The sequence below is a fragment of the Tritonibacter multivorans genome (genome assembly GCF_001458415.1).
GTDB lineage: Bacteria > Pseudomonadota > Alphaproteobacteria > Rhodobacterales > Rhodobacteraceae > Epibacterium > Epibacterium multivorans.
The window spans coordinates 23,162-42,667 of record NZ_CYSD01000033.1; the positions used below are offsets into that span (position 1 = coordinate 23,162).

Below are 19,506 nucleotides of genomic sequence, written 5' to 3' on the forward strand. Positions count from 1 at the left end.
AAGACCGAAGGAGCCGCCCCCATGACCACCATTCTCATTGTCGAAGGCAACACCCCCGATCTGGTGGTCAAAGGCCATTCTGGCTCCTACGGCTTCCTGCGGGCCTTTGCGGATTTCGCGCCCGAGGTCGAGCTGCGGCTGGTGTCTCCTTACGCGGCGGATCTGTCGTCCGCGCAGCTCGGGGGCGTTGATGGGGTGATCTTTACCGGGGCCGGTACGCCCTTTGGGGTGGATGCGCCCGAAGCAGCGCCCCTACGCGCAGCGATGGAGCTGGTGTTCACCACAGGGCTGCCCGTCTGGGGGTCGTGCAATGGCATGCAGCTGGGCGCCTATGTGCTGGGCGGCACCGTCGGTGATTGCCCCAATGGCCGCGAGATTGGCGTGGCGCAGAACCTGCAGATCACTAAGGCCGGGCAGGGGCATCCGATGATGGAAGGGCGTGCAACCGGGTTCTCTGTGCCCTGCATTCACCGTCACGAGGTCACCTCGCTGGGGCCGGACACCGTGCTGATGGCCTTCAACGCGCACACGCAGATCCAGACCATCGCCTGCCAATCCGGCACGGTGGATTTCTGGGGCGCGCAGTATCACCCGGAACTGAGCCTTGCGGATATTGGTGTCTATGCTGCGGGCGATGCCTTTGGCGACAATGACACCTTGCTGCGCGATCTGCAGACCGGCGATTCTGATGCGGCGGCGGCCGCGCGTCTGGGGACTGACCCTGCGCAACTGGCTGCACGAACACTGGAACTGCAGAACTGGCTGGGGCATGTGCGCCGCAAAGCTGCGGTTTAAGCCTCGCGCCCCCGCGCCACCCTTGCGCCTGTGCGAAATCTTTGTCATTGCCTCTGGCAACCATTGATTTTGCCAAAGGGCGCTGAGACATGAAATTCACCCTCTCCTGGCTGAAGGACCACCTCGACACGAATGCATCGGTCGAGGAAATCACCGAAACCCTCACCGACCTCGGTCTCGAGGTGGAAGAGGTCGTGAACCCGGCCGACAAGCTCAAGACCTTTACCCTCGCCAAGATCGAAGAGGCCGAGCAGCACCCCGATGCCGACCGCCTGCGCGTCTGCAAGGTGAGCACGGATGAGGGCGAAAAGCAGATCGTCTGCGGTGCGCCCAATGCGCGTGCTGGCATCACCGTGGTGCTGGCAAAGCCTGGCGATTATGTGCCCGGTCTGGACTTCACCCTCTCTGTCGGCAAGATCCGCGGCGTGGAAAGCCACGGCATGATGGCGTCCTGGAAAGAGCTGGAGCTGGGCGAAGACCACGACGGTATTATCGAACTGCCCTCGGGCGCGGTGGGCGACAAGCTGGTGGATTGGCTGGCGGAAAACGACCCCGCCAAAGTTGACCCGATGATCGAGATCGCAATCACCCCAAACCGCCCCGATGCGCTGGGCGTCTATGGCATTGCCCGCGATCTGGCGGCGCGCGGTCTTGGCACGCTGAAAACCACCGACTACAAACCGGTCGAGGGTCAGTTTGCCTCCCCCATCAAAGTCACCATTGACGAAGACACGCTGGACGGCTGCCCGCTGTTCACCGGTCGTGTGATCCGTGGTGTGAAAAACGGCCCCAGCCCGAAATGGCTGCAGGACCGTCTGACTGCGATTGGCCTGCGTCCGATCTCGGCGCTGGTGGATATCACCAACTTCTTCACCTTTGACCAGAACCGCCCGCTGCACGTCTTTGACGTGGCCAAGGTCGCGGGCGACCTGCGTGTGCACCGCGCCGCCGGTGGCGAGACACTGCAGGGTCTGGACGAAAAAGAATACACATTCTCTGCCGGTCAGATCGTGATCTCGGATGACAACGGTGTGGAAAGCATCGCGGGCATTATGGGCGGCGAAGAAACCGGCTGCACCGACGAAACCGTGGATGTCTTCCTCGAAAGCGCCTTCTGGGATCACGTGCAGATCGCAACCACGGGCCGCGCGCTGAAGGTCAACACCGATGCCCGCTACCGGTTCGAACGCGGTGTGGATCCGGAATACACCTATGAGGGTCTGGAGCGTGCGACGCAAATGATCCTTGATCTCTGTGGTGGTGAAGCGTCCGAGGTCGTGGCCGCGGGTGACGTGCCCAGCCATGCCCGCGCCTACAAACTGAACCCAGAGCGCGTTCAGTCCCTCGTGGGTATGGAAATCCCCGAATCCGAACAGCGCCAGACCCTGACCCGTCTGGGCTTCCGTCTGGAAGGCAACCTGGCCCATGTGCCGTCCTGGCGTCCTGACGTGCAGGGCGAGGCCGATCTGGTCGAAGAGGTCGCGCGTATTGCGTCCCTGACCAAACTGCAGGGCAAACCGCTGCCGCGCCTGACCGATGGCATCCCCGCCGCCGTGATGAGCCCGATGCAGCGTCGCCTGCAGATGGCCCGCCGCACCACCGCTGCGCTGGGCTATAACGAGGTCATCAGCTACACCTTCATCGACCAGAAAGCCGCTGCGCTGTTTGGTGGCGGTGATGATGCGACCATGCTGGCCAACCCGATTTCCTCGGAAATGTCGCACCTGCGTCCCGACCTGCTGCCGGGTCTGCTGCAGGCCGCAGCCCGCAATCAGGCGCGCGGTCAGTCCGATCTGGCCTTGTTCGAGGTCGGACCGGCCTTCACCGGTGGGGAACCGGGCGAAGAACGCATCCAGATCTCGGGCCTTTTGGTCAACCGCAATGGCCCCAAGGACGTGCATGGCGCCTCGCGCGCGATGGATGTCTATGACGCGAAATCCGATGTAGAGGCTGTCCTCGCCGCGATTGGCGCGCCGGCCAAGGTGCAGATCCTGCGCGAAGGCGATGCTTGGTGGCACCCGGGCCGTCACGGCCGCATCTGTCTGGGTCCGAAAAAGACCCTTGGCGTCTTTGGCGAACTGCACCCCAAAGTTCTGAGCGAGCTGGGCATCAAAGGCACCGCCGTGGCCTTCACCATCTACCCCGAAGAAATCCCGCTGCCGCGCAAATCCGGCGCAAGCCGCGGCGCGCTGGCGATTTCTGACCTGCAAGCGGTGGAGCGTGACTTTGCCTTTGTTGTCGACGCAGGTGTAGAGGCGCTGACGCTGGTCAATGCCGCCGCCGGTGCCGACAAAGCGCTGATCGAAGACGTGCGCGTCTTTGACGAGTTCATCGGCGGCTCGCTGGGCGAGGACAAGAAATCGCTGGCAATCACCGTGCGTCTGCAGCCCAAGGACAAAACCCTGACGGAAAAAGACATCGAGGCGGTCAGCGACAAGATCGTGGCCAAGGTGACCAAAGCCACCGGTGGTGAGCTGCGCGGCTAACCTGATCTCACCTATGATAATTGAAGAAACGCGCCTCATCCGAGGTGCGTTTTTTTTGGTTTATCACGCCGCGATTTTCTGTGGAGAGCAGTCTTTGCAATCGTATGATACCACGGGAACGCCGCAAGGATACACATCGGTCAAACACAGCACTGATTCTAAAGATGCAGGGTAGATGCCGTTCTGTAAGCCGCTAATTCTGCGTGAGAAACCTATTTTTAATGGGTGTTTTGTTATCTCTGAGATGTTGTGAATCGTTCCGAATTTTCCACTTTTTTGACCGCCATCAGCCTAAAAGAAATTTGAAACCTCATGTCTCATACTCCTAGACAAGATCGCCGGGTGTCACGGTTCCATGTCACGCCCGAGAGCGAAGACGCCGGTCTGTTTAAGAATGGCATGACACAGGTAGATCTGGTTCTGGTTCCCATTTTTGGAAAGACAGCGCGCGGCGATATCACCGTTCGTGGCTATGTCGATGACACCAAAGAGGTGTCAGTCGTGTTTGCCGGGCGTCGCAAATCGGATTTCTCGGGGCTGAAACAAGAGCTGCGTCTGATGCTGACGCAGGCCAATTTCTCGGCTGCGCAACGGCGCGAAGACCCGCCACCGCTCAAGACCATTCGGCTGCCCGTCCAAATCGAAGGCAGCTGGCGGCAAAGGTTTGAACGGGATGCCTCCGGGGATGAGCGCCGGACGTTGCAGTTCCTTGCAGCCCGCTGGGCGTATCTGGATCGCACAGGCGCGAGCGTTACCGCCGGAAAACGGGCTGTTCAGCCCTCGGCTAAAAACTTGGCCAGCTTCTGACAGGTCGACTGCGACGGGGGGCACGGCGCATGGGCCGCTTGCTTGGCAGGCCTTGGGGGGGGGGCATGTGTCTGCAATGGCCTATGCCTGCCAATGGTTTCAGGTTAGGTCTGGCGCAGACATGGCAGAACACAGGAGGCCGCAATGACACTGAAAATCTATCTTTCCGGTGAAATCCACACCGACTGGCGGGAACAGATTACCGACGGCGCGGCGGGTCTTGATGTGACCTTTGACAGCCCGGTCACCGACCATGATGCCTCGGATGATTGTGGCGTGGCCATCATGGGGGCTGAAGACAAAAAATTCTGGCACGACCACAAAGGCGCCAAGCTGAACGCCATCCGCACCCGCCGTGGCATTGAGGGCGCGGATCTTGTCGTTGTCCGCTTTGGCGAGAAATACAAACAGTGGAACGCGGCGTTTGACGCAGGCTACGCGGCCGCACTGGGCAAATCGGTTATTGTCCTCAGCCCGCCCGAACATCAGCACGCCTTGAAAGAGGTGCACGCCGCCGCACTCGCTGTGACAGAGACACCGCAGCAGGTGGTCGAGATCCTGCGCTATGTGCTGAAGGGGCAATTGCCGGGCTAAGCGCGCGGTTGCCAAGACAGACAAAAACGCCCCGGTCCGAAAGGAGCCGGGGCGTTGTTTTTTGCGAAAGGGTGGCGATTAGCCAGCTTTCTGAATTTCCACGGAATGCGGGTAGGGGATCGAAATACCTTCGGCGTCAAAGGCTTCTTTTACGCCTTGGGTCATCGCGAACTTCAGTTCCCAGTAATCCGCCGCGTCGCACCAGATGCGGGTGGTCAGATCAACAGAGCTGTCACCAAGGTTGGTCACACGCACCCAGGGTTCCGGATCCTGTTTGACGCGCGCGTCGGCGTTGGCCAGCTTCAGGATGATGGCTTTGGCTTTCTCGATGTCGTCGCCGTAGTCGATGCCAAACACCATATCCACGCGACGGGTGTCATGGGCCGAGAAGTTGGTGATGATCGACCCCCAGGCCTGACCGTTGGGCACAATGATCTGAACATTGTCGGCGGTTGCCAGTTCGGTCACAAACAGGTTCACGTCCTTCACGGTGCCCGCAGTGCCGCCGATGTCGACAAACTGACCCAGTTTATAGGGGCGGAACAGGATCAGCATGAAACCGGCAGCAATGTCGCTCAGCGTGCCCTGCAGCGCCAGACCAATGGCCAGCGTGGCTGCGCCCAGCATTGCAACAAGGCTGGTGGCCTCAATGCCAAAAATACCCAGAACCGCAACCAGCACGATCGCCAGCAGCACCCAGCGCACAACCGATGCTGCAAAGTTGCCAATCGTATTGTCGATGTGTTCAGAGGCGTTTACGCGCTTGCGCACCACGCTGGAAATCCAACCTGCTGCGATCCAACCTACGACCAATACGGCCAGTGCCTTTGCGCCGTTCAATACCAGCGGCATATAGGCGTTTGCCTGTTCTACGACTTGTTCCATCTTTTTCCTGTCCAAAATAAGAGGGAAGGTGCAGAACGCGCCTTCCCCCACATGCCCAAATTTGCGGGCGGGTTATCGTTTCAGCGAATCGCGGATTTCCAGCAGGACATCCAGTTCGCTCGGGCCTGCGGGGTCTTCCGCGACCTCTTCCGCGGGGCTTTCCATCGCGGATTTCACCTTGTTCACATAGCGAACCAGCATGAACACCACGAAGGCAACGATCAGGAAGTTGATCACCGCCATAAAAAACGCCCCATAGGCAAAGACCGCAGCGCCGGCCTCGCGGGCGGCCTCTAGCGATCCGTAGGAGCCATCGCCCGACAGGACGACAAAATTGTTGGTGAAATCCAGACCGCCTGTGAACAGCCCGATGATCGGGTTCAGCAGGTCATCGACCATGGATTTCACAATTGCGGTGAACGCGGCCCCAATAATGATGCCCACCGCCATATCCATCACATTGCCCTTGGCAATGAATTCCTTGAACTCGTTAAACATGTAACTCTCCCACAACATAAGATGCCGGTGAGGGTACGTGTGCTCTGAGGTTCTGTAAATTTTTAAATAACCTCTTTCAACCAGCGCGTTAGGGGAAAAAACAAACGCCTCCCTCACCTTGCGGTGAGAGAGGCGCAAAGCCACCAAAAAGGATAGCGGCCTATTCTTTAGGTTATTGCACCAGAGCTTTGGCCGAAACAACCTCAATGCCAAGCGCCTTGCCGACCGCGTCATAGGTCAGCTGACCCGCGTGCACGTTCAGGCCGTTCAGCAGATGCGGATCGTCTGCGCAGGCCTGTTTCCAGCCCTTGTCGGCCAGCGCCAGCAGGAAGGGCAGGGTGGCATTGCCAAGCGCCTGTGTCGACGTGCGCGCAACCGCACCCGGCATGTTGGCCACACAGTAGTGCATGATGCCATCGACCTCATAGATCGGTTCTGCGTGGGTGGTGGCGCGAGAGGTTTCAAAGCAGCCGCCCTGGTCAATGGCGACGTCAACCAGCGCTGCGCCCGGCTTCATCTCTGCCAGATCTGCGCGGGACACCAGCTTCGGCGCTGCGGCACCCGGGATCAGAACCGCACCGATGACCATATCGGCTTCGCGGACCAGCTCTGCGGTGGCACCAGCGGTTGCATAGCGGTTTTTGAAGTCACGGCCGAAGACATCGTCGAGATACTTCAGGCGGGTCAGCGAACGGTCCAGAACGGTCACATCGGCGCCCATGCCTGCGGCGACTTTGGCGGCGTGGGTGCCCACAACACCGCCGCCGATCACAACAACCTTCGCCGGAGCCACGCCGGGAACGCCGCCCATCAGGACGCCACGGCCGCCATTGGCTTTCTGCAGGGTCCATGCGCCCATCTGCGGCGCCAGACGGCCAGCCACTTCGGACATCGGCGCCAGCAGGGGCAGGCCACCATTGTTGTCTGTCACGGTTTCATAGGCAATCGCGGTGCACCCGGACTCCAGCAGGTCCTTGGTCTGCTCGGGGTCGGGGGCAAGGTGCAGATAGGTGAACAGCAGCTGGCCTTCGCGCAGCATCTTGCGTTCAATCGCTTGGGGCTCTTTGACCTTTACGATCATGTCGGCGGTGGCAAAAATCTCTGCGGCGGTGTCCAGAATGGTGGCACCGGCGGCGCGGTAATCTTCGTCGGTGAAGCCCGCACCCAGGCCTGCGCCGGCTTGAATGACAACCTCGTGGCCGCGATTTACGGCTTCACGGGCGGCGTCCGGCATCATGCCGACGCGGAATTCTTGCGGTTTGATTTCTGTTGGGCATCCGATTTTCATGACTTGCTCCCCGAGCTTAAGTGTCTTTAGGTAAACTGTGACACGGTCTTCGCAAAATTTGCTGCTTTATTGGGCACATCGAAAAGATGGCTTTCGAAGAATTTCCTGCTATAAGCGCCCAAAGCGCAAGAAAGGGGCCGTCAAATGGAGCTGGACCAGTTAGATCGTCGCATCCTTGGGGTGTTGCAGAAGAAGGGCCGCATCTCGAACGCGGAGCTGAGCGAAACCGTCAACCTGTCCGCTTCGGCCTGCCATCGCCGGGTGCAGCGTCTGGAGGAGGAGGGCTTTATTCGCGACTATGTGGCCCTGCTGGATGCGCGGAAAATGAAGGTGCCAACGACCGTCTTCGTCGAAATCACCCTCTCGGGGCAAGCCGACGAGGTTCTGGATGCCTTTGAGAAAGCTGTGGCGCGTATTCCGGACGTTCTGGAATGTCATCTGATGGCGGGCACAGCGGACTATATTCTGAAGGTTGTGGCTGAAAACACCGAGGATTTCGCCCGGATCCACCGCCAGCACCTGTCCCGTCTGCCCGGCGTCGCCCAAATGCAGAGTTCCTTTGCCTTGCGGACCGTGTTTAAAACCACAGCACTGCCTATTCCCTGATCGCGGCGTCGAGGACGGGGGTAATTTATACCGAAGGGCTTGCGAAGCGGCAAAAAATCACGTTCCCTTTTGACTTGTCCCCATGATAGCGACTCTCCGTATCCGGGTGTCTGTATCGAAAGAACCCGGAATTGGTGCTGAAAAATGCCGCTTTCGCCGGGCGTTGACACCAAAGGATCACATCCTGACGTTATCTGGGCAGAAGCAGCGACTAGAAGGAGAACCGCCGTGAGTGACAGCGACATCGAAAATTATTCATTCGACTGGCTGGAGGCGGAGCTTCAGGACACGCTGGACGAGGATTTCGAGATCGAATTTGCCGAGCCCATGCTGTCGATGGAGCTTCGCAAGATCTACCGGGCGCAGCACCCCGAGATGCTGGACCGGAAGGTCTATTTTCAGAACCTGCTGCGTCTGCAGGCTGAATTGATCAAGGTTCAGGACTGGGTGCAGCACACCGGTGCCAAGGTCTGTATTCTGTTTGAGGGCCGCGACAGTGCGGGCAAAGGGGGCGTGATCAAACGCATCACCCAGCGCCTGAACCCCCGTGTGGCCCGCGTTGTGGCTCTGCCTGCGCCCTCGCGCCGGGAACAGAGCCAGTGGTATTTCCAACGCTACGTGCCGCATTTGCCGGCGGCGGGTGAAATCGTGCTGTTTGACCGGTCCTGGTACAACCGCGCCGGTGTTGAACGGGTGATGGATTTCGCCACACCGGATCAGGTCGAACAATTCTTTAAAGACGTTCCCGAATTTGAACGCATGCTGGTGCGCTCGGGTATTATTCTGCTGAAATACTGGTTCTCGATCACCGACGAAGAACAGCAGCTGCGATTCATGATGCGCATCCATGACCCGATGAAGCAGTGGAAACTGTCGCCGATGGATCTGGAGTCGCGCATCCGTTGGGAGCAGTACACCAAAGCCAAGGAAGAGATGTTCGAACGCACAAATATCCCCGAAGCGCCCTGGTTCATTGTGGAAGGCAATGACAAAAAGCGCGAGCGGTTGAACTGTATCGAACACCTGCTGACCAAGATCCCGTACGAAGACGTGCCCAGCGAAAAGGTCAGCCTGCCGGATCGGGAGTATAACCCGGATTATGAACGGCGGTACTTGCCGGACGAGCTCTACGTGCCAAAGATCTACTAACCAGAAAAGCCCGGCCAAGAGCCGGGCTTTTCTGTTCGGGGCGGGGGAAGTCAGACCCCGGTCGGGGCCGTGTTATGCAAATACGATATCGTCGGCCAAAGCTGACAGATTGTTTAGACCTTCCAGAAACAACACATCGCCGCCTCCGAAATTCAGTTCGAGCCCGTCAGATGTAACGAGACCGAAGGTGTCGATCACTTGGTCAGCATTGCCGCTTCCCGCCAGATCGCGGGTCAGCGACAGGATGTCTTCACCTAGGCGGAAATCCTCAATCACGTCGCTATCGAACCCTTCATCGAAGACAAAAGTATCCGCCAAGGTGCCGCCGCGGAGCGTATCATTGCCGGTTCCACCTTCCAGAACATCGACGCCCTGATTGCCCTGCAAAAGGTCATTGCCGGAACCGCCATTCAGTGTGTCATCTCCGGTGCCACCAAATAGTTGGTCATTGTTGCTGCCGCCGGACAGACGGTCCGAGCCAAAGTTGCCGTAGAGCGTATCGTTGCCGCCATTGCCGTCAATGGTGTCCCAGGCGGAACCGCCTGACAGCCAATCATGACCATTTCCGCCATTGATTTCGTCGTCGCCTTCAGAGCCATAGATGCTGTCATTCCCATCGCCTCCATTCAGGCTGTCCCAGCCCGAGCGACCATAGATCGTATCACTGCCAGAGCCGCCGTCGACGTAATCAGCGCCGTCACCGCCAGAGATAAAGTCATTGCCGCTTTCGCCAAACAGACGATCGCGTGCGGAGTTGCCAAATATCCGGTCATCGCCGGTGCCACCTCGCATGGTGTCATTGCCAGTGCCGCCGTTCATTTCGTCGTCGCCACCGCGACCTTTGACCGTGTCATGACCGTGCCCACCGGACAGTTCATCGGCGTCGCTGCTGCCGTTTAAGGTATCATTGCCGGCACCCGCGATAAGGCTACCGCGGCTGGTCAATTCCAGGTCATCATCGCCTGCGGTTCCGTTTGTTACAGGCACAGAAGATCCGCCCGAGCCCGGATCTAGAGTAACGTCCGCTGTGGTGCGGGCGAAATTCTGCGTCACCATCAGGGAATCATAGGTGAAGGCGCCATGGGTGAAATCCCCGTTTTCCAGACCAATGCCAATGTACTGGAAATCAGGGTTCAGAATATTCGCGCGATGGCCCGGGCTGTTCATCAGCGCATTGTGAAGGTCCACGACATCATCGCTCAGACCCGCTGCGCCACGGGTGCTTTGCCAGGCAACGTTTTCGGCGCTGGCCCAGCGGCCAGAAAACTCAAAACCTGCGTCTTCCATACGCTCATGGGGCGATGAGTCATCCTCTCCGGTGTGAGAGAAGATGTCTTCTTCCAGCATCCATTCGCTGTGCTCTTCGGCGGCTTTGTTCAGATCTTGTTCAAGCTGAAGGGCGTTGAGGCCCCGGCTGGTGCGTTCTGCGTTGATCAGCGACAGCATTTGCAGCTCAAGCTCATTGGCGATGCTCATGCGAGCGTACCTCCTTGTCAGTCATTCCTACGCCCGATGGGGTGCCCCAAAGGTGCAGATTGTGTCCCGCTAACACGGTGTTGCGAGAGAGAGCAGCCAAGGAAAAGCTAGGTGCGAAAAGTGACCAAATTTTGCTGATTTGACGAATTGCGCTCGGCAAAAAACCGCAGTTTACTTCGATTTTTATGAATTTAGGCCCCTCAAGCGCCTTTTTGCTTATGCCTGTTGCGGTTTTTTGGAAACCGCCTCCGTACAGGAAAGGCCGTCAGAGGGGGAGGGAATCATTCCGTCAAAAAGAAACCCCCGCGGCCGAAGCTGCGGGGGTTCTTTATTCTCAACAGTATCCAGAAGAAGCCGGACACGAGCGGGATCTTAGAGCAGACCCTCGCGCTGAGCCTTCTTACGCGCCAGTTTACGGGCACGGCGGATCGCTTCAGCTTTCTCGCGCGCTTTTTTCTCGGACGGCTTTTCGAAATGTTGCTTGAGCTTCATTTCGCGGAAGACGCCTTCGCGCTGCAGCTTTTTCTTCAGGGCACGGAGCGCCTGGTCGACGTTATTGTCGCGAACACTAACCTGCATGTGGTTGTCACCACCTTTCTAGATTTGAGTTGCATGGAAATTGCAGGAAGTGGCCGTATAGCAAGGCCGCTCTAAATTGTCTAGTACTGGCGTCAGAGCCAGAAGCAACCAGGCCCAAACAGGGCAGGAGAGGGTGAAAATGGGCGAACAGACACAGGAAATCCGCGATCAACTCTTGGATGCGGCGCTGCTGCATGTGGTTTTCGATGGCTGGAGCGAGACCAGCTTTAAGGCAGCCGTGGATGATTCGGGGATCGATCCGGCCTTGGCCATGGCGCTGTTTCCCCGCGGCGCGCTGGATCTGGCACTTGCCTATCACAAACGCGGCGATGAGGTCATGAAGACCCGTCTGGCAGCCACCGACCTGACCCAGATGCGGTTTCGGGACCGGGTGGCCTTGGCTGTGCGCTACCGGCTTGAGGCCGCCGAGGACAAAGAAGCCGTGCGCCGGGGCGCCACGCTTTTTGCGCTGCCGACACATGCGGCAGAGGGGGCAAAACTGGTCTGGGGCACGGCGGATGCCATTTGGAACGCGCTGGGCGATACCTCTGAGGACGCCAATTGGTACAGCAAACGTGCGACCCTTTCGGGCGTCTATTCCGCAACGGTTCTGTTCTGGCTTGGCGATGACAGCGCCGATCATCAGGCGACTTGGGATTTCCTTGACCGTCGCATCGACAATGTGATGCAGATTGAAACGCTCAAAGCCAGCGCCCAGAAGAACCCGCTTCTGAAACCCTTCCTTGCGGGGCCGAATTTTCTGGCCTCTCTGGTGCGCAAACCAACAAGCGTGGATGACTTGCCGGGCCGCTGGACACAAAGCGGTATGGGAACGGGCGGCATGGGAGCGGGCGGAATGGGGCCGGACTCCGCTGCGGAATAACCGTATTCCCTGCTTGGCGGGGTTGGGGGCTGGGTGCTAGGCCTGTGGGAAACCATCAGGAGGACCCAAGATGCCCCAGACCCTGCCCGACATTATGCAGGCCGTTGAGATTTCCGAATTCGGCGCACCCGAGGTCCTGAAGCCCGTGTCGCGTCCCGTGCCCTCTGCGGGGGCAGGGCAGGTTGTGATCCGGGTGGCCTATGCGGGTGTGAACCGCCCCGATGCCCTCCAGCGTGCTGGCGGTTATATGCCACCAAAGGGCGCAAGCGATCTGCCGGGGCTGGAGGCCTCGGGCGAGATTGCAGCGATCGGGGCCGGGGTTACGGGCCTTGAGGTCGGCGACAAGGTTTGCGCGCTGTTGCCCGGTGGCGGTTATGCGGAATATGTCATGACACCGGCGGCCCATTGCCTGCCGATCCCAGAAGGGGTCACCCTGAAAGAGGCCGCCTGCCTGCCCGAAACCTGCTTCACCGTCTGGTCCAATGTTGTGACCCGTGGCGGGCTGAAAGCGGGGGAGCGGTTCCTGGTCCACGGCGGGTCATCGGGTATTGGCACAACTGCGATCCAGCTGGCCAAGGCGCTGGGCGCGCGGGTCTTTGCCACCGCCGGATCCGAGGAAAAATGCGCCGCCTGTCGGGCGCTTGGCGCAGAAGTTGCGATCAATTACCGCGAGGATGACTTTGTCGAGGTGCTGCGCGCTGAAGGTGGGGCGGATCTGATCCTTGATATGGTCGGGGGCGATTACCTGCCGCGCAATGTGAAAGCCTTGGCGGACGATGGCCGTCTGGTACAGATTGCCTTTCTGCAGGGGCCCAAGGTCGCGCTGAACTTTGCCCATGTGATGATGCGGCGGCTGACGATTACGGGATCGACCCTGCGACCGCAGAGCGATCTGGCCAAGGCGGCGATTGCGCAAGATCTGTCAGAGGCCGTCTGGCCGCTGGTCGCAGCCGGTAAGCTGCGCCCGGTGATGGACAGCAGCTTCCCCTTGGCAAAAGCGGCAGAGGCCCATGCGCGTATGGAAAGCTCGGCTCATATTGGCAAGATTGTTCTGGAGGTGGCAGGCGAGCTCTGACCTCTGTGGCCGCAGGCCACACCGGCCAAGGTCGGTGGCGCCGCGCGCTTGGGGGCCGGGCAAACCTGCCCAGCCCCCAAGCGCGCGGCGCGCGCCCAGCCGCAACGGGTGCGGTGTTTCCTGCTGTCAGACAACGGCGCGCCGGTAGAGGTGCCAAGTGGCATGACCCAGCAGGGGCACCACGATGACAAGCCCCAGAAACATCGGGATTGACCCCACAACCAGCAGGCTGCCCACCATGGCGCCCCATGTCAGCGACAGGCGGCGGTTTTTGCGCAGCATCTCCATGGATGTGGACACTGCGATTGGCAGCCCAACCGGGCGATCCAGAAGCAGGGGGAACGACACGATGCTGACCGCCAATGCCGCCAGCGCAAAGCCTGCGCCCACAAGCGTGCCCGCAATCGTCATCACCCAGCCCATCGGCGTGGTGAGCGCGGCCGTAAACAGCGCCAGCGCGCTCTCTGGCATCTCTGGGCCCAGTGTCAGCACATAGATGAACTGCGCCGCCAGCATCCAGCCAACAAACAGCCCGCCCAGATAGAGGCCAAGCAGCAGAATCGGCCCAAAAGCCGGGGACCGCAGCACCGAAAACGCCGCCATCCAGCGCATCTCTTCCCCGGCTTCGCGACGGCGCGACATCTCGTAAAGGCCAATCGCGGCCACCGGTCCGATCAGGGCAAAGCCCATAATCATCGGAAACAGCAGCGGAATCATCTCGAGCCGAAAGCCAAGGCTGACCATCGCCACGCCAATCAGCGGGTAGATGAACACCAGAAACATGGCATCAGATCGGGCCGCGGTGAAATCCGACCATCCAGCGGTCAGCGCGGCGCGCAGGTCCTCCATGGTGATCTTGCGCACCTCGGGATGGGCTGCGCTGTCGCTGCGTATTTCCTCAACGGTTTCAGCAGCATGGCTGCCCGCGCGACCAAGGCTTTGCATGGCCCAGCTGACCGGGTTGCCAATGGTGCGGTCGCGGCCCTCTGCGTCCGGGTGCGGGGTGCCATTGGTGCCCCCTCCCGCTGTTCCAATGTCGGATGTGATGTCTGTCATGGCAGGCCTCCTCTCCTGAGCCGATGAACGGCGCCTGAGGGGCGGGGGAGAAAGGCTGCTAGTGTAAGATTTGGTTCAGTCGGCAGGACCTGTCCCGGCGCCTCACAAGTGCGCTTAGGATGAGCTTACCATAAAATGGCGCTCAATGCGGGTCACAACTGCCGGGCGCGGGCCTCACGTTTCAGCGAGGCCCGGCTGGCTCGGCTCAGCGCACGGGCGTGAACCGGGCGTCTTTCATGCGGCAGTCCTTGATCACATCACGGCCGCAGGGCACGGGCTCCAGATCACGGCTGAGGCAGACGCGCGCTTCCTGAATAAAGCCGTCGCGACAGGTGATGGTCAGGCTGTCTTTGGACCATGTGGGGTTTTCTTTCAAAAACGCTTCTTCCACCAGCGACGCAGGCAGACGCACCTCGCGGGGGATCTTGCGGAAGATCGCAGGCCGGTTCACCCGGGTGTAAGCCTCTCGCATCAGGGCATAATACTGCCCGCCTGTCAGGCCGGTGCAGGTGCCGTGTTTCTTCCACTGGTGCCAGGCCAGACCAGCGGTGCCCATAATGTCGGCCATCTCATTGCTCATCCGGCGCGTCGGTGGCCCGTGGGGCGTGCGACAATAGCTGGGCCAACCCTGATGGAACTGCGGCCACAGCCCGTGCAGCGTCCAGCCGTGGTCATGACGCGCATCGCATTGGTCCGACCCTTTGGCATCGCCTTCGATTTCGCACCAATTGGGCGACCAGCTGAGCGCCAGAACATAGTAATCAAATTCGCCCGCCCGTTCGCCGTCGGCCCGTGCGCTGGGCGCAAGGGTTGCGCCAATAAGGGCAAACAGCCCCAGAAATGTGAAGAAAAGCCCCCGCATTCGCCTCTTTCCTTATGAAAACAAGGCGACTATATAGAAACCAAGTTCCCCGACAACGGAAACCCGCCCGAGGATTGCCACGGGCCGCCTGTTTCAGGCGACAGGAGAGGTTTATCTGCCGCTCAGGATACGTCGGGGGCAGACGTGTTTATGAAGGAGAAGACACATGGCAAAACCGTTGATGGCCAAGGCGACCGCCGTGTGGCTGGTGGACAATACCACGATCAGCTTCAAGCAGATCGCAGATTTTGTTGGCATGCACGAACTGGAAATCCAGGGCATTGCTGACGGCGACGTTGCAGTTGGCGTGAAGGGCTTTGACCCGATTGCCAACAACCAGCTGACTCAGGATGAAATCGATTCGGCAGAGAACAACCCGCTTCACAAGCTGAAGCTGAAGTTCAACCCGGCCGCCGCAGGCGAAGAAAAACGCCGTGGCCCGCGCTACACCCCGCTGTCCAAGCGCCAGGACCGTCCGAACTCGATCCTGTGGCTGGTGAAGTTCCACCCGGAACTGGCCGATGCCCAGATCGCGAAACTGGTGGGCACCACCAAGCCGACCATTCAGTCGATCCGCGAGCGCACCCATTGGAACATCGCCAATATGGAACCGATCGACCCGGTTGCGCTGGGCCTGTGCCGCCAGTCCGAACTGGACTCTGCTGTGCAGAAAGCCGCTGCTGCCAAGGCTGCAGAAGGTGGCGTGATGAGCGACGACGAACGCCGCAAGCTGGTCTCCACCGAGCAGTCGCTGGAGATGGACGCAGAGCCGAAGATCCCCTCCGCCATTGAAGGTCTGGAGACCTTTACCCTCGGCGGCACCGATGAGCCCAAGGAAGAAGAGCCGCTGCCGGATGCCGACAGCTTCTTCAACCTCCCGAACTCGGACGAGGACGAAGATGAAGACGAGGGTGGCATCGACCCGCGCTTCTGATCCGTTTTCAAATTATCAAATTCCAAAGCCATGCCGCCTCGGCATGGCTTTTTTTATTGCACCCACGCGCCATTCTAAAAGCTTGCGCCATGGTTAACAGAAGGTTAACCCTTGCACGGTGCTGCCAATATTAGGTGGCGTATTTATTTGTTTTTATTGGAGATTACTATGACGGCTTTGGACGTTATTGGCGAAGGCTTTGACGAGGATCTTGAATTCTTTGATCTGGAAGGCGAGGTGCGCCCCCACGTCGTGTCTGTGACCCCCAGCAATGGCACCAGCGATGTTTCAAATGACGTTGTGCTCGAGTTTGTCTTTAGCGAAGAGGTGTTTGCAAACCGCACTGGCGTGATTCTTATGGTGAATCAAGACACATTCGAAGGGTTCTGGATCAAGGCCGACGACACGCATCTTGTACAGATCGAAGGCAATACCGTAACCATCACCCCGGCTGAGCACCTTCAACCGGGCGTGCAATATTCCATCGAGGGGTTTGAGCGTGCGTTTCTGACTGCCGACGGTGGGACGTTCCTTGATGTTGGTGGCGAAGAAGCTTCGCCGTTTTACTTTACGGTGTCCGAAGACGCGGCGGATTCGCAACCGCAATATCTCGGCAGCGCAGCGGCAGACCTGCTGCGGGGCGGCAGCGCCGATGACATCCTGCGTGGCAGCCGCGGAGATGATATTTTGTCCGGTGGCGAAGGCAATGACAGTCTCTATGGCTCCAGAGGGGACGACGAGCTGCTCGGCGGCGTTGGCGCGGACTACCTGCAGGGTGCGACCGGCGATGACTTCCTGTTGGGAGGTGAAGGCGATGATACGCTTGGTGGCGGCACCGATAACGACCTGCTGGATGGGGGCACAGGCGCGGACCGCCTGATCGGTGGCGACGGGTCTGATTTCCTGGTCGGCGGAGAAGGCAATGATTTCCTGAACGGCGGCACCGGCAATGACAACCTACTGGGCGGCGCGGATGATGATCGCCTGCAGGGCGGTGTTGGCTATGACGTTCTGGAGGGCGGCACTGGCAACGACACGCTGGTGGGCGGCGCCGACGGGGATCTGTTTGTTTTCCGCAGCGATTTCGGTCCGTATGATGGTCCCTACATTGACGATGTGGAAGAGTGTTTCATTTCTGGCGGCCACGATGTGATTGCGGACTTCAACAGCGAAGAAGGCGATCTCATTCAGATTCTGGTCGATGATGTGTACAACTTCGAAACCGTGATGGAGACCGCAGAGCAGCAGGGTCGCAATGTGCTGTTTGATTTGGGCGAAAGTGGCACCCTGATGGTGCAGAACATCCAGATCGAAGACCTCAGCAGCTCTGATTTCAATTTTGGTTATGCCACGTGATTACTGGTTACCAAAAAACCAGAAAGGGCCGCATTCTCGCGGCCCTTTTTTGTATCAGCCCTTGCCCTGTGGCGGTGCCAATAGTAGGCATTCCGGCAACCTGATGCGTGCAAGGAGGCTGTTTCCTATGGATGATCCGAAAACACTGGTGTCTACCGACTGGCTGGCGGCTCATCTGAAGGATCCTGACCTGCGCATTCTGGATGCGTCGTGGTATCTGCCCGCGATGGGGCGCGATGCGAAGGCCGAGTATAATGCCGCGCATATCCCTGGCGCGCGTTTCTTTGATATCGATGACATTTCTGACCACCGTTCCGATCTGCCGCATATGGCGCCGCCGGTTGAAAAATTCATGTCCCGCCTGCGGGCGATGGGTGTCGGCGACGGCCATCAGGTTGTGATCTATGATGGGGCCGGTATTTTCTCTGCAGCGCGTGTGTGGTGGTTGTTCCGCCTGATGGGCCAGATGAATGTGGCCGTGCTGGACGGTGGTCTGCCCAAATGGACCGCTGAGGCGCGCGAGGTGGAAGATTTGCCGCCTGTGATCCGCGACCGCCACATGACCGTGCGGGTGCAAAACCATATGGTCCGCGACGTGACACAGGTGTCTTCTGCGGCCAAGCTGGGCGACCATGAAATCATTGACGCCCGCGCCGGCGAACGCTTCCGTGGCGAGGCCCCCGAACCCCGCGAAGGCATGCGGGCCGGTCATATTCCGGGCTCCAAGAACGTGCCGTTTACATCGCTTTTGAACGGCGATGGCACCATGAAATCCCCCGAGGACACCCGCGCGATCTTTGAGGCCGCCGGCGTGGACCTTTCAAAACCGGCTATTACCAGCTGCGGCTCTGGCGTCACCGCCGCAGTGCTGAGCCTCGCCCTGGAGCGCATGGGCAAACATGACCATGCGCTTTATGACGGGTCTTGGTCCGAATGGGGCGCCTTTCCTACACTTCCCGTTGCGACCGGAGAGAGTTGAGCAATGTTCGAGAACCTGAAACCCCAGCCCGCCGACAAAATCCTGGCGTTGATGCAGATGTTCCGCGAAGACCCGCGCGAACAGAAGATCGACCTTGGCGTTGGTGTCTATAAAAATGCCGAGGGCGTGACCCCGGTGATGCGCGCTGTGAAGGCCGCAGAGAAACAGCTGTGGGAAGCGGAGACGACCAAGGCCTACACCGGTCTGGCCGGTGATCCGGCTTACGGCGACGCGATGATCAACCTGATCCTCGGATCTTCCGTGGCGCGCGATACGATCGCCGCTGTGGCCACCCCCGGCGGCACCGGTGCGGTGCGTCAGGCGTTTGAACTGATCAAAATGGCCAACCCCGGCGCACGTGTGTTCGTGTCTGACCCGACCTGGCCGAACCACCTGTCGATCCTGAAGTATGTCGGCATTGAAACCGTGACCTACCGCTACTTCGACCGCGAGACCCGTGGTGTGAACTTTGACGGCATGATGGAAGACCTGAAGGGCGCGCAGAAAGGCGATGTGGTCCTGCTGCACGGCTGCTGCCACAACCCGACCGGCGCCAACCTGAACCTGACCCAGTGGCAGGAGGTTGTGGATCTGCTGAACGCTCAGGGCCTGATCCCGATGATCGACATTGCCTATCAGGGCTTTGGTGATGGTCTGGAAGAAGACGCCGCTGGCGTGCGTCTGGTGGCGTCCAGCTGCCCCGAGACCCTGATTGCGGCGTCCTGCTCCAAGAACTTCGGCATCTACCGCGAACGCACCGGCCTGTTGATGGCGGTGGCGAACGATGCCTCTGGTCAGGCGCTGAACCAGAAGACGCTGGCGTTCCTGAACCGCCAGAACTACTCCTTCCCGCCGGATCACGGCGCGCGTCTGGTCACCATGATCCTGAACGACGACGCCCTGCGCGCCGACTGGGCCGCAGAGCTGGAAGAGGTCCGTCTGGGCATGCTGGGCCTGCGTCAGAGCCTTGCCGATGAGCTGCAGCGCCTGACCGGTTCTGACCGTTTCGGCTTTATCGCGCAGCACCGCGGTATGTTCTCGCTTCTGGGCACCACGCCCGAGCTGGTCGAGAAAATGCGTGTGGATGCAGGTATCTACATGGTAGGCGACAGCCGCTTGAACATCGCAGGCCTGAACGCTCAGACCGTGCCGATCCTCGCCAAAGCGATTGTTGACGCGGGCGTCTAAGCCATTGGCA

19 protein-coding genes are annotated in these 19,506 nt (G+C 59.6%); 12 read left to right on the forward strand and 7 right to left on the reverse strand.

Translation table 11 applies throughout. The annotated features are described in order from the left end of the window. Nucleotides 1–21: 21 nt before the first annotated feature. The 4 genes from TRM7557_RS10250 (at nucleotide 22) to TRM7557_RS10265 (ending at nucleotide 4,682) form a co-directional block, all read left to right on the forward strand. Nucleotides 22–795 (forward strand): glutamine amidotransferase-related protein, encoded by a 774-nt coding sequence (locus tag TRM7557_RS10250; protein ID WP_058290125.1) that lies wholly within the window; start codon nucleotides 22–24, stop codon nucleotides 793–795. Between the two features lie 89 nt (nucleotides 796–884). After that, nucleotides 885–3,281 carry a phenylalanine--tRNA ligase subunit beta gene (gene pheT, locus TRM7557_RS10255; RefSeq protein WP_058290126.1) on the forward strand — a complete coding sequence of 799 codons (2,397 nt, stop codon included), beginning with the start codon at nucleotides 885–887 and terminating at the stop codon, nucleotides 3,279–3,281. Between the two features lie 312 nt (nucleotides 3,282–3,593). Beyond that, nucleotides 3,594–4,088: a hypothetical protein gene (locus TRM7557_RS10260; RefSeq protein WP_058290127.1), complete on the forward strand. Its 495-nt coding sequence runs from the start codon at nucleotides 3,594–3,596 to the stop codon at nucleotides 4,086–4,088. A gap of 144 nt (nucleotides 4,089–4,232) precedes the next feature. Next, nucleotides 4,233–4,682, forward strand: coding sequence for a YtoQ family protein (locus tag TRM7557_RS10265; RefSeq protein ID WP_058290128.1), 450 nt, complete (start codon nucleotides 4,233–4,235; stop codon nucleotides 4,680–4,682). Nucleotides 4,683–4,760: 78 nt separating this feature from the next. Here the strand turns inward: TRM7557_RS10265 and TRM7557_RS10270 are convergent, their stop codons facing one another. The 3 genes from TRM7557_RS10270 to ald all read right to left on the reverse strand — a co-directional run bounded on the left by TRM7557_RS10270 (nucleotide 4,761) and on the right by ald (nucleotide 7,353). Next, the gene (locus tag TRM7557_RS10270) at nucleotides 4,761–5,567 is read right to left on the reverse strand and encodes a mechanosensitive ion channel family protein (protein WP_058290129.1); all 807 of its coding nucleotides are present in this window, start codon (nucleotides 5,565–5,567) and stop codon (nucleotides 4,761–4,763) included. Nucleotides 5,568–5,639: 72 nt separating this feature from the next. Next, complete coding sequence (gene mscL / locus TRM7557_RS10275; protein WP_058290130.1) at nucleotides 5,640–6,065, reverse strand: large conductance mechanosensitive channel protein MscL; 426 nt, start codon at nucleotides 6,063–6,065, stop codon at nucleotides 5,640–5,642. Nucleotides 6,066–6,237: 172 nt separating this feature from the next. Beyond that, nucleotides 6,238–7,353 (reverse strand): alanine dehydrogenase, encoded by a 1,116-nt coding sequence (gene ald, locus TRM7557_RS10280; protein ID WP_058290131.1) that lies wholly within the window; start codon nucleotides 7,351–7,353, stop codon nucleotides 6,238–6,240. Nucleotides 7,354–7,497: 144 nt separating this feature from the next. On the opposite strand from ald, the gene TRM7557_RS10285 reads away from it, so the two are divergent. Together TRM7557_RS10285 and ppk2 are read left to right on the forward strand one after the other, a co-directional pair. Continuing rightward, nucleotides 7,498–7,959, forward strand: coding sequence for an Lrp/AsnC family transcriptional regulator (locus TRM7557_RS10285; protein WP_058290132.1), 462 nt, complete (start codon nucleotides 7,498–7,500; stop codon nucleotides 7,957–7,959). A gap of 228 nt (nucleotides 7,960–8,187) precedes the next feature. Continuing rightward, a complete protein-coding gene (ppk2, locus tag TRM7557_RS10290) occupies nucleotides 8,188–9,108 on the forward strand; it encodes a polyphosphate kinase 2 (protein WP_058290133.1) in 921 nt (306 codons plus the stop codon). Nucleotides 9,109–9,180: 72 nt separating this feature from the next. Here ppk2 and TRM7557_RS10295 read toward each other — a convergent pair whose 3' ends face one another. Both TRM7557_RS10295 and rpsU read right to left on the reverse strand, forming a co-directional pair. Further along, a complete protein-coding gene (locus tag TRM7557_RS10295; RefSeq protein ID WP_058290134.1) occupies nucleotides 9,181–10,584 on the reverse strand; it encodes a CAP domain-containing protein in 1,404 nt (467 codons plus the stop codon). A gap of 372 nt (nucleotides 10,585–10,956) precedes the next feature. Continuing rightward, a complete protein-coding gene (gene rpsU, locus TRM7557_RS10300) occupies nucleotides 10,957–11,163 on the reverse strand; it encodes a 30S ribosomal protein S21 (RefSeq protein WP_005614280.1) in 207 nt (68 codons plus the stop codon). A gap of 139 nt (nucleotides 11,164–11,302) precedes the next feature. Between rpsU and TRM7557_RS10305 the strand changes: the two genes are divergently transcribed. Both TRM7557_RS10305 and TRM7557_RS10310 read left to right on the forward strand, forming a co-directional pair. Beyond that, entirely contained in the window at nucleotides 11,303–12,046 is a 744-nt protein-coding gene (locus TRM7557_RS10305; protein WP_082626592.1) for a COQ9 family protein, read from the forward strand. A 70-nt stretch (nucleotides 12,047–12,116) separates the two neighbouring features. Next, on the forward strand, nucleotides 12,117–13,121 hold the full coding sequence (locus TRM7557_RS10310) for an NAD(P)H-quinone oxidoreductase (RefSeq protein ID WP_110590843.1): 1,005 nt from the start codon (nucleotides 12,117–12,119) through the stop codon (nucleotides 13,119–13,121). 126 nt (nucleotides 13,122–13,247) lie between these two features. Here TRM7557_RS10310 and TRM7557_RS10315 read toward each other — a convergent pair whose 3' ends face one another. After that, the gene (locus tag TRM7557_RS10315; RefSeq protein WP_058290238.1) at nucleotides 13,248–14,066 is read right to left on the reverse strand and encodes a DUF2189 domain-containing protein; all 819 of its coding nucleotides are present in this window, start codon (nucleotides 14,064–14,066) and stop codon (nucleotides 13,248–13,250) included. Nucleotides 14,067–14,382: 316 nt separating this feature from the next. After that, complete coding sequence (locus TRM7557_RS10320) at nucleotides 14,383–15,039, reverse strand: ribonuclease T2 family protein (RefSeq protein ID WP_058290135.1); 657 nt, start codon at nucleotides 15,037–15,039, stop codon at nucleotides 14,383–14,385. Between the two features lie 166 nt (nucleotides 15,040–15,205). Here TRM7557_RS10320 and TRM7557_RS10325 point away from each other — a divergent pair, with 166 nt between their 5' ends. The 4 genes from TRM7557_RS10325 (at nucleotide 15,206) to TRM7557_RS10340 (ending at nucleotide 19,496) form a co-directional block, all read left to right on the forward strand. Further along, a complete protein-coding gene (locus TRM7557_RS10325; protein ID WP_058290136.1) occupies nucleotides 15,206–15,973 on the forward strand; it encodes a DUF1013 domain-containing protein in 768 nt (255 codons plus the stop codon). A 168-nt stretch (nucleotides 15,974–16,141) separates the two neighbouring features. Further along, complete coding sequence (locus TRM7557_RS10330; RefSeq protein ID WP_058290137.1) at nucleotides 16,142–17,329, forward strand: Ig-like domain-containing protein; 1,188 nt, start codon at nucleotides 16,142–16,144, stop codon at nucleotides 17,327–17,329. A gap of 127 nt (nucleotides 17,330–17,456) precedes the next feature. Next, on the forward strand, nucleotides 17,457–18,308 hold the full coding sequence (gene sseA / locus TRM7557_RS10335; protein ID WP_058290138.1) for a 3-mercaptopyruvate sulfurtransferase: 852 nt from the start codon (nucleotides 17,457–17,459) through the stop codon (nucleotides 18,306–18,308). Nucleotides 18,309–18,311: 3 nt separating this feature from the next. Then, nucleotides 18,312–19,496: an amino acid aminotransferase gene (locus TRM7557_RS10340; protein WP_058290139.1), complete on the forward strand. Its 1,185-nt coding sequence runs from the start codon at nucleotides 18,312–18,314 to the stop codon at nucleotides 19,494–19,496. Nucleotides 19,497–19,506 lie beyond the last annotated feature (10 nt).

Bases quoted from the DNA above. Each gene is read 5' to 3' on its own strand.
- TRM7557_RS10250 (WP_058290125.1), top strand. From the start codon at position 22: ATGACCACCATTCTCATTGTCGAAGGCAACACCCCCGATCTGGTGGTC.
- TRM7557_RS10310 (WP_110590843.1), top strand. From the start codon at position 12,117: ATGCCCCAGACCCTGCCCGACATTATGCAGGCCGTTGAGATTTCCGAA.
- ald (WP_058290131.1), bottom strand. From the start codon at position 7,353: ATGAAAATCGGATGCCCAACAGAAATCAAACCGCAAGAATTCCGCGTC.
- TRM7557_RS10265 (WP_058290128.1), top strand. From the start codon at position 4,233: ATGACACTGAAAATCTATCTTTCCGGTGAAATCCACACCGACTGGCGG.
- TRM7557_RS10260 (WP_058290127.1), top strand. From the start codon at position 3,594: ATGTCTCATACTCCTAGACAAGATCGCCGGGTGTCACGGTTCCATGTC.
- TRM7557_RS10295 (WP_058290134.1), bottom strand. From the start codon at position 10,584: ATGAGCATCGCCAATGAGCTTGAGCTGCAAATGCTGTCGCTGATCAAC.
- TRM7557_RS10340 (WP_058290139.1), top strand. From the start codon at position 18,312: ATGTTCGAGAACCTGAAACCCCAGCCCGCCGACAAAATCCTGGCGTTG.
- TRM7557_RS10320 (WP_058290135.1), bottom strand. From the start codon at position 15,039: ATGCGGGGGCTTTTCTTCACATTTCTGGGGCTGTTTGCCCTTATTGGC.
- TRM7557_RS10285 (WP_058290132.1), top strand. From the start codon at position 7,498: ATGGAGCTGGACCAGTTAGATCGTCGCATCCTTGGGGTGTTGCAGAAG.
- TRM7557_RS10330 (WP_058290137.1), top strand. From the start codon at position 16,142: ATGACGGCTTTGGACGTTATTGGCGAAGGCTTTGACGAGGATCTTGAA.
- rpsU (WP_005614280.1), bottom strand. From the start codon at position 11,163: ATGCAGGTTAGTGTTCGCGACAATAACGTCGACCAGGCGCTCCGTGCC.
- mscL (WP_058290130.1), bottom strand. From the start codon at position 6,065: ATGTTTAACGAGTTCAAGGAATTCATTGCCAAGGGCAATGTGATGGAT.
- TRM7557_RS10325 (WP_058290136.1), top strand. From the start codon at position 15,206: ATGGCAAAACCGTTGATGGCCAAGGCGACCGCCGTGTGGCTGGTGGAC.
- TRM7557_RS10270 (WP_058290129.1), bottom strand. From the start codon at position 5,567: ATGGAACAAGTCGTAGAACAGGCAAACGCCTATATGCCGCTGGTATTG.
- sseA (WP_058290138.1), top strand. From the start codon at position 17,457: ATGGATGATCCGAAAACACTGGTGTCTACCGACTGGCTGGCGGCTCAT.
- TRM7557_RS10305 (WP_082626592.1), top strand. From the start codon at position 11,303: ATGGGCGAACAGACACAGGAAATCCGCGATCAACTCTTGGATGCGGCG.
- TRM7557_RS10315 (WP_058290238.1), bottom strand. From the start codon at position 14,066: ATGCAAAGCCTTGGTCGCGCGGGCAGCCATGCTGCTGAAACCGTTGAG.
- pheT (WP_058290126.1), top strand. From the start codon at position 885: ATGAAATTCACCCTCTCCTGGCTGAAGGACCACCTCGACACGAATGCA.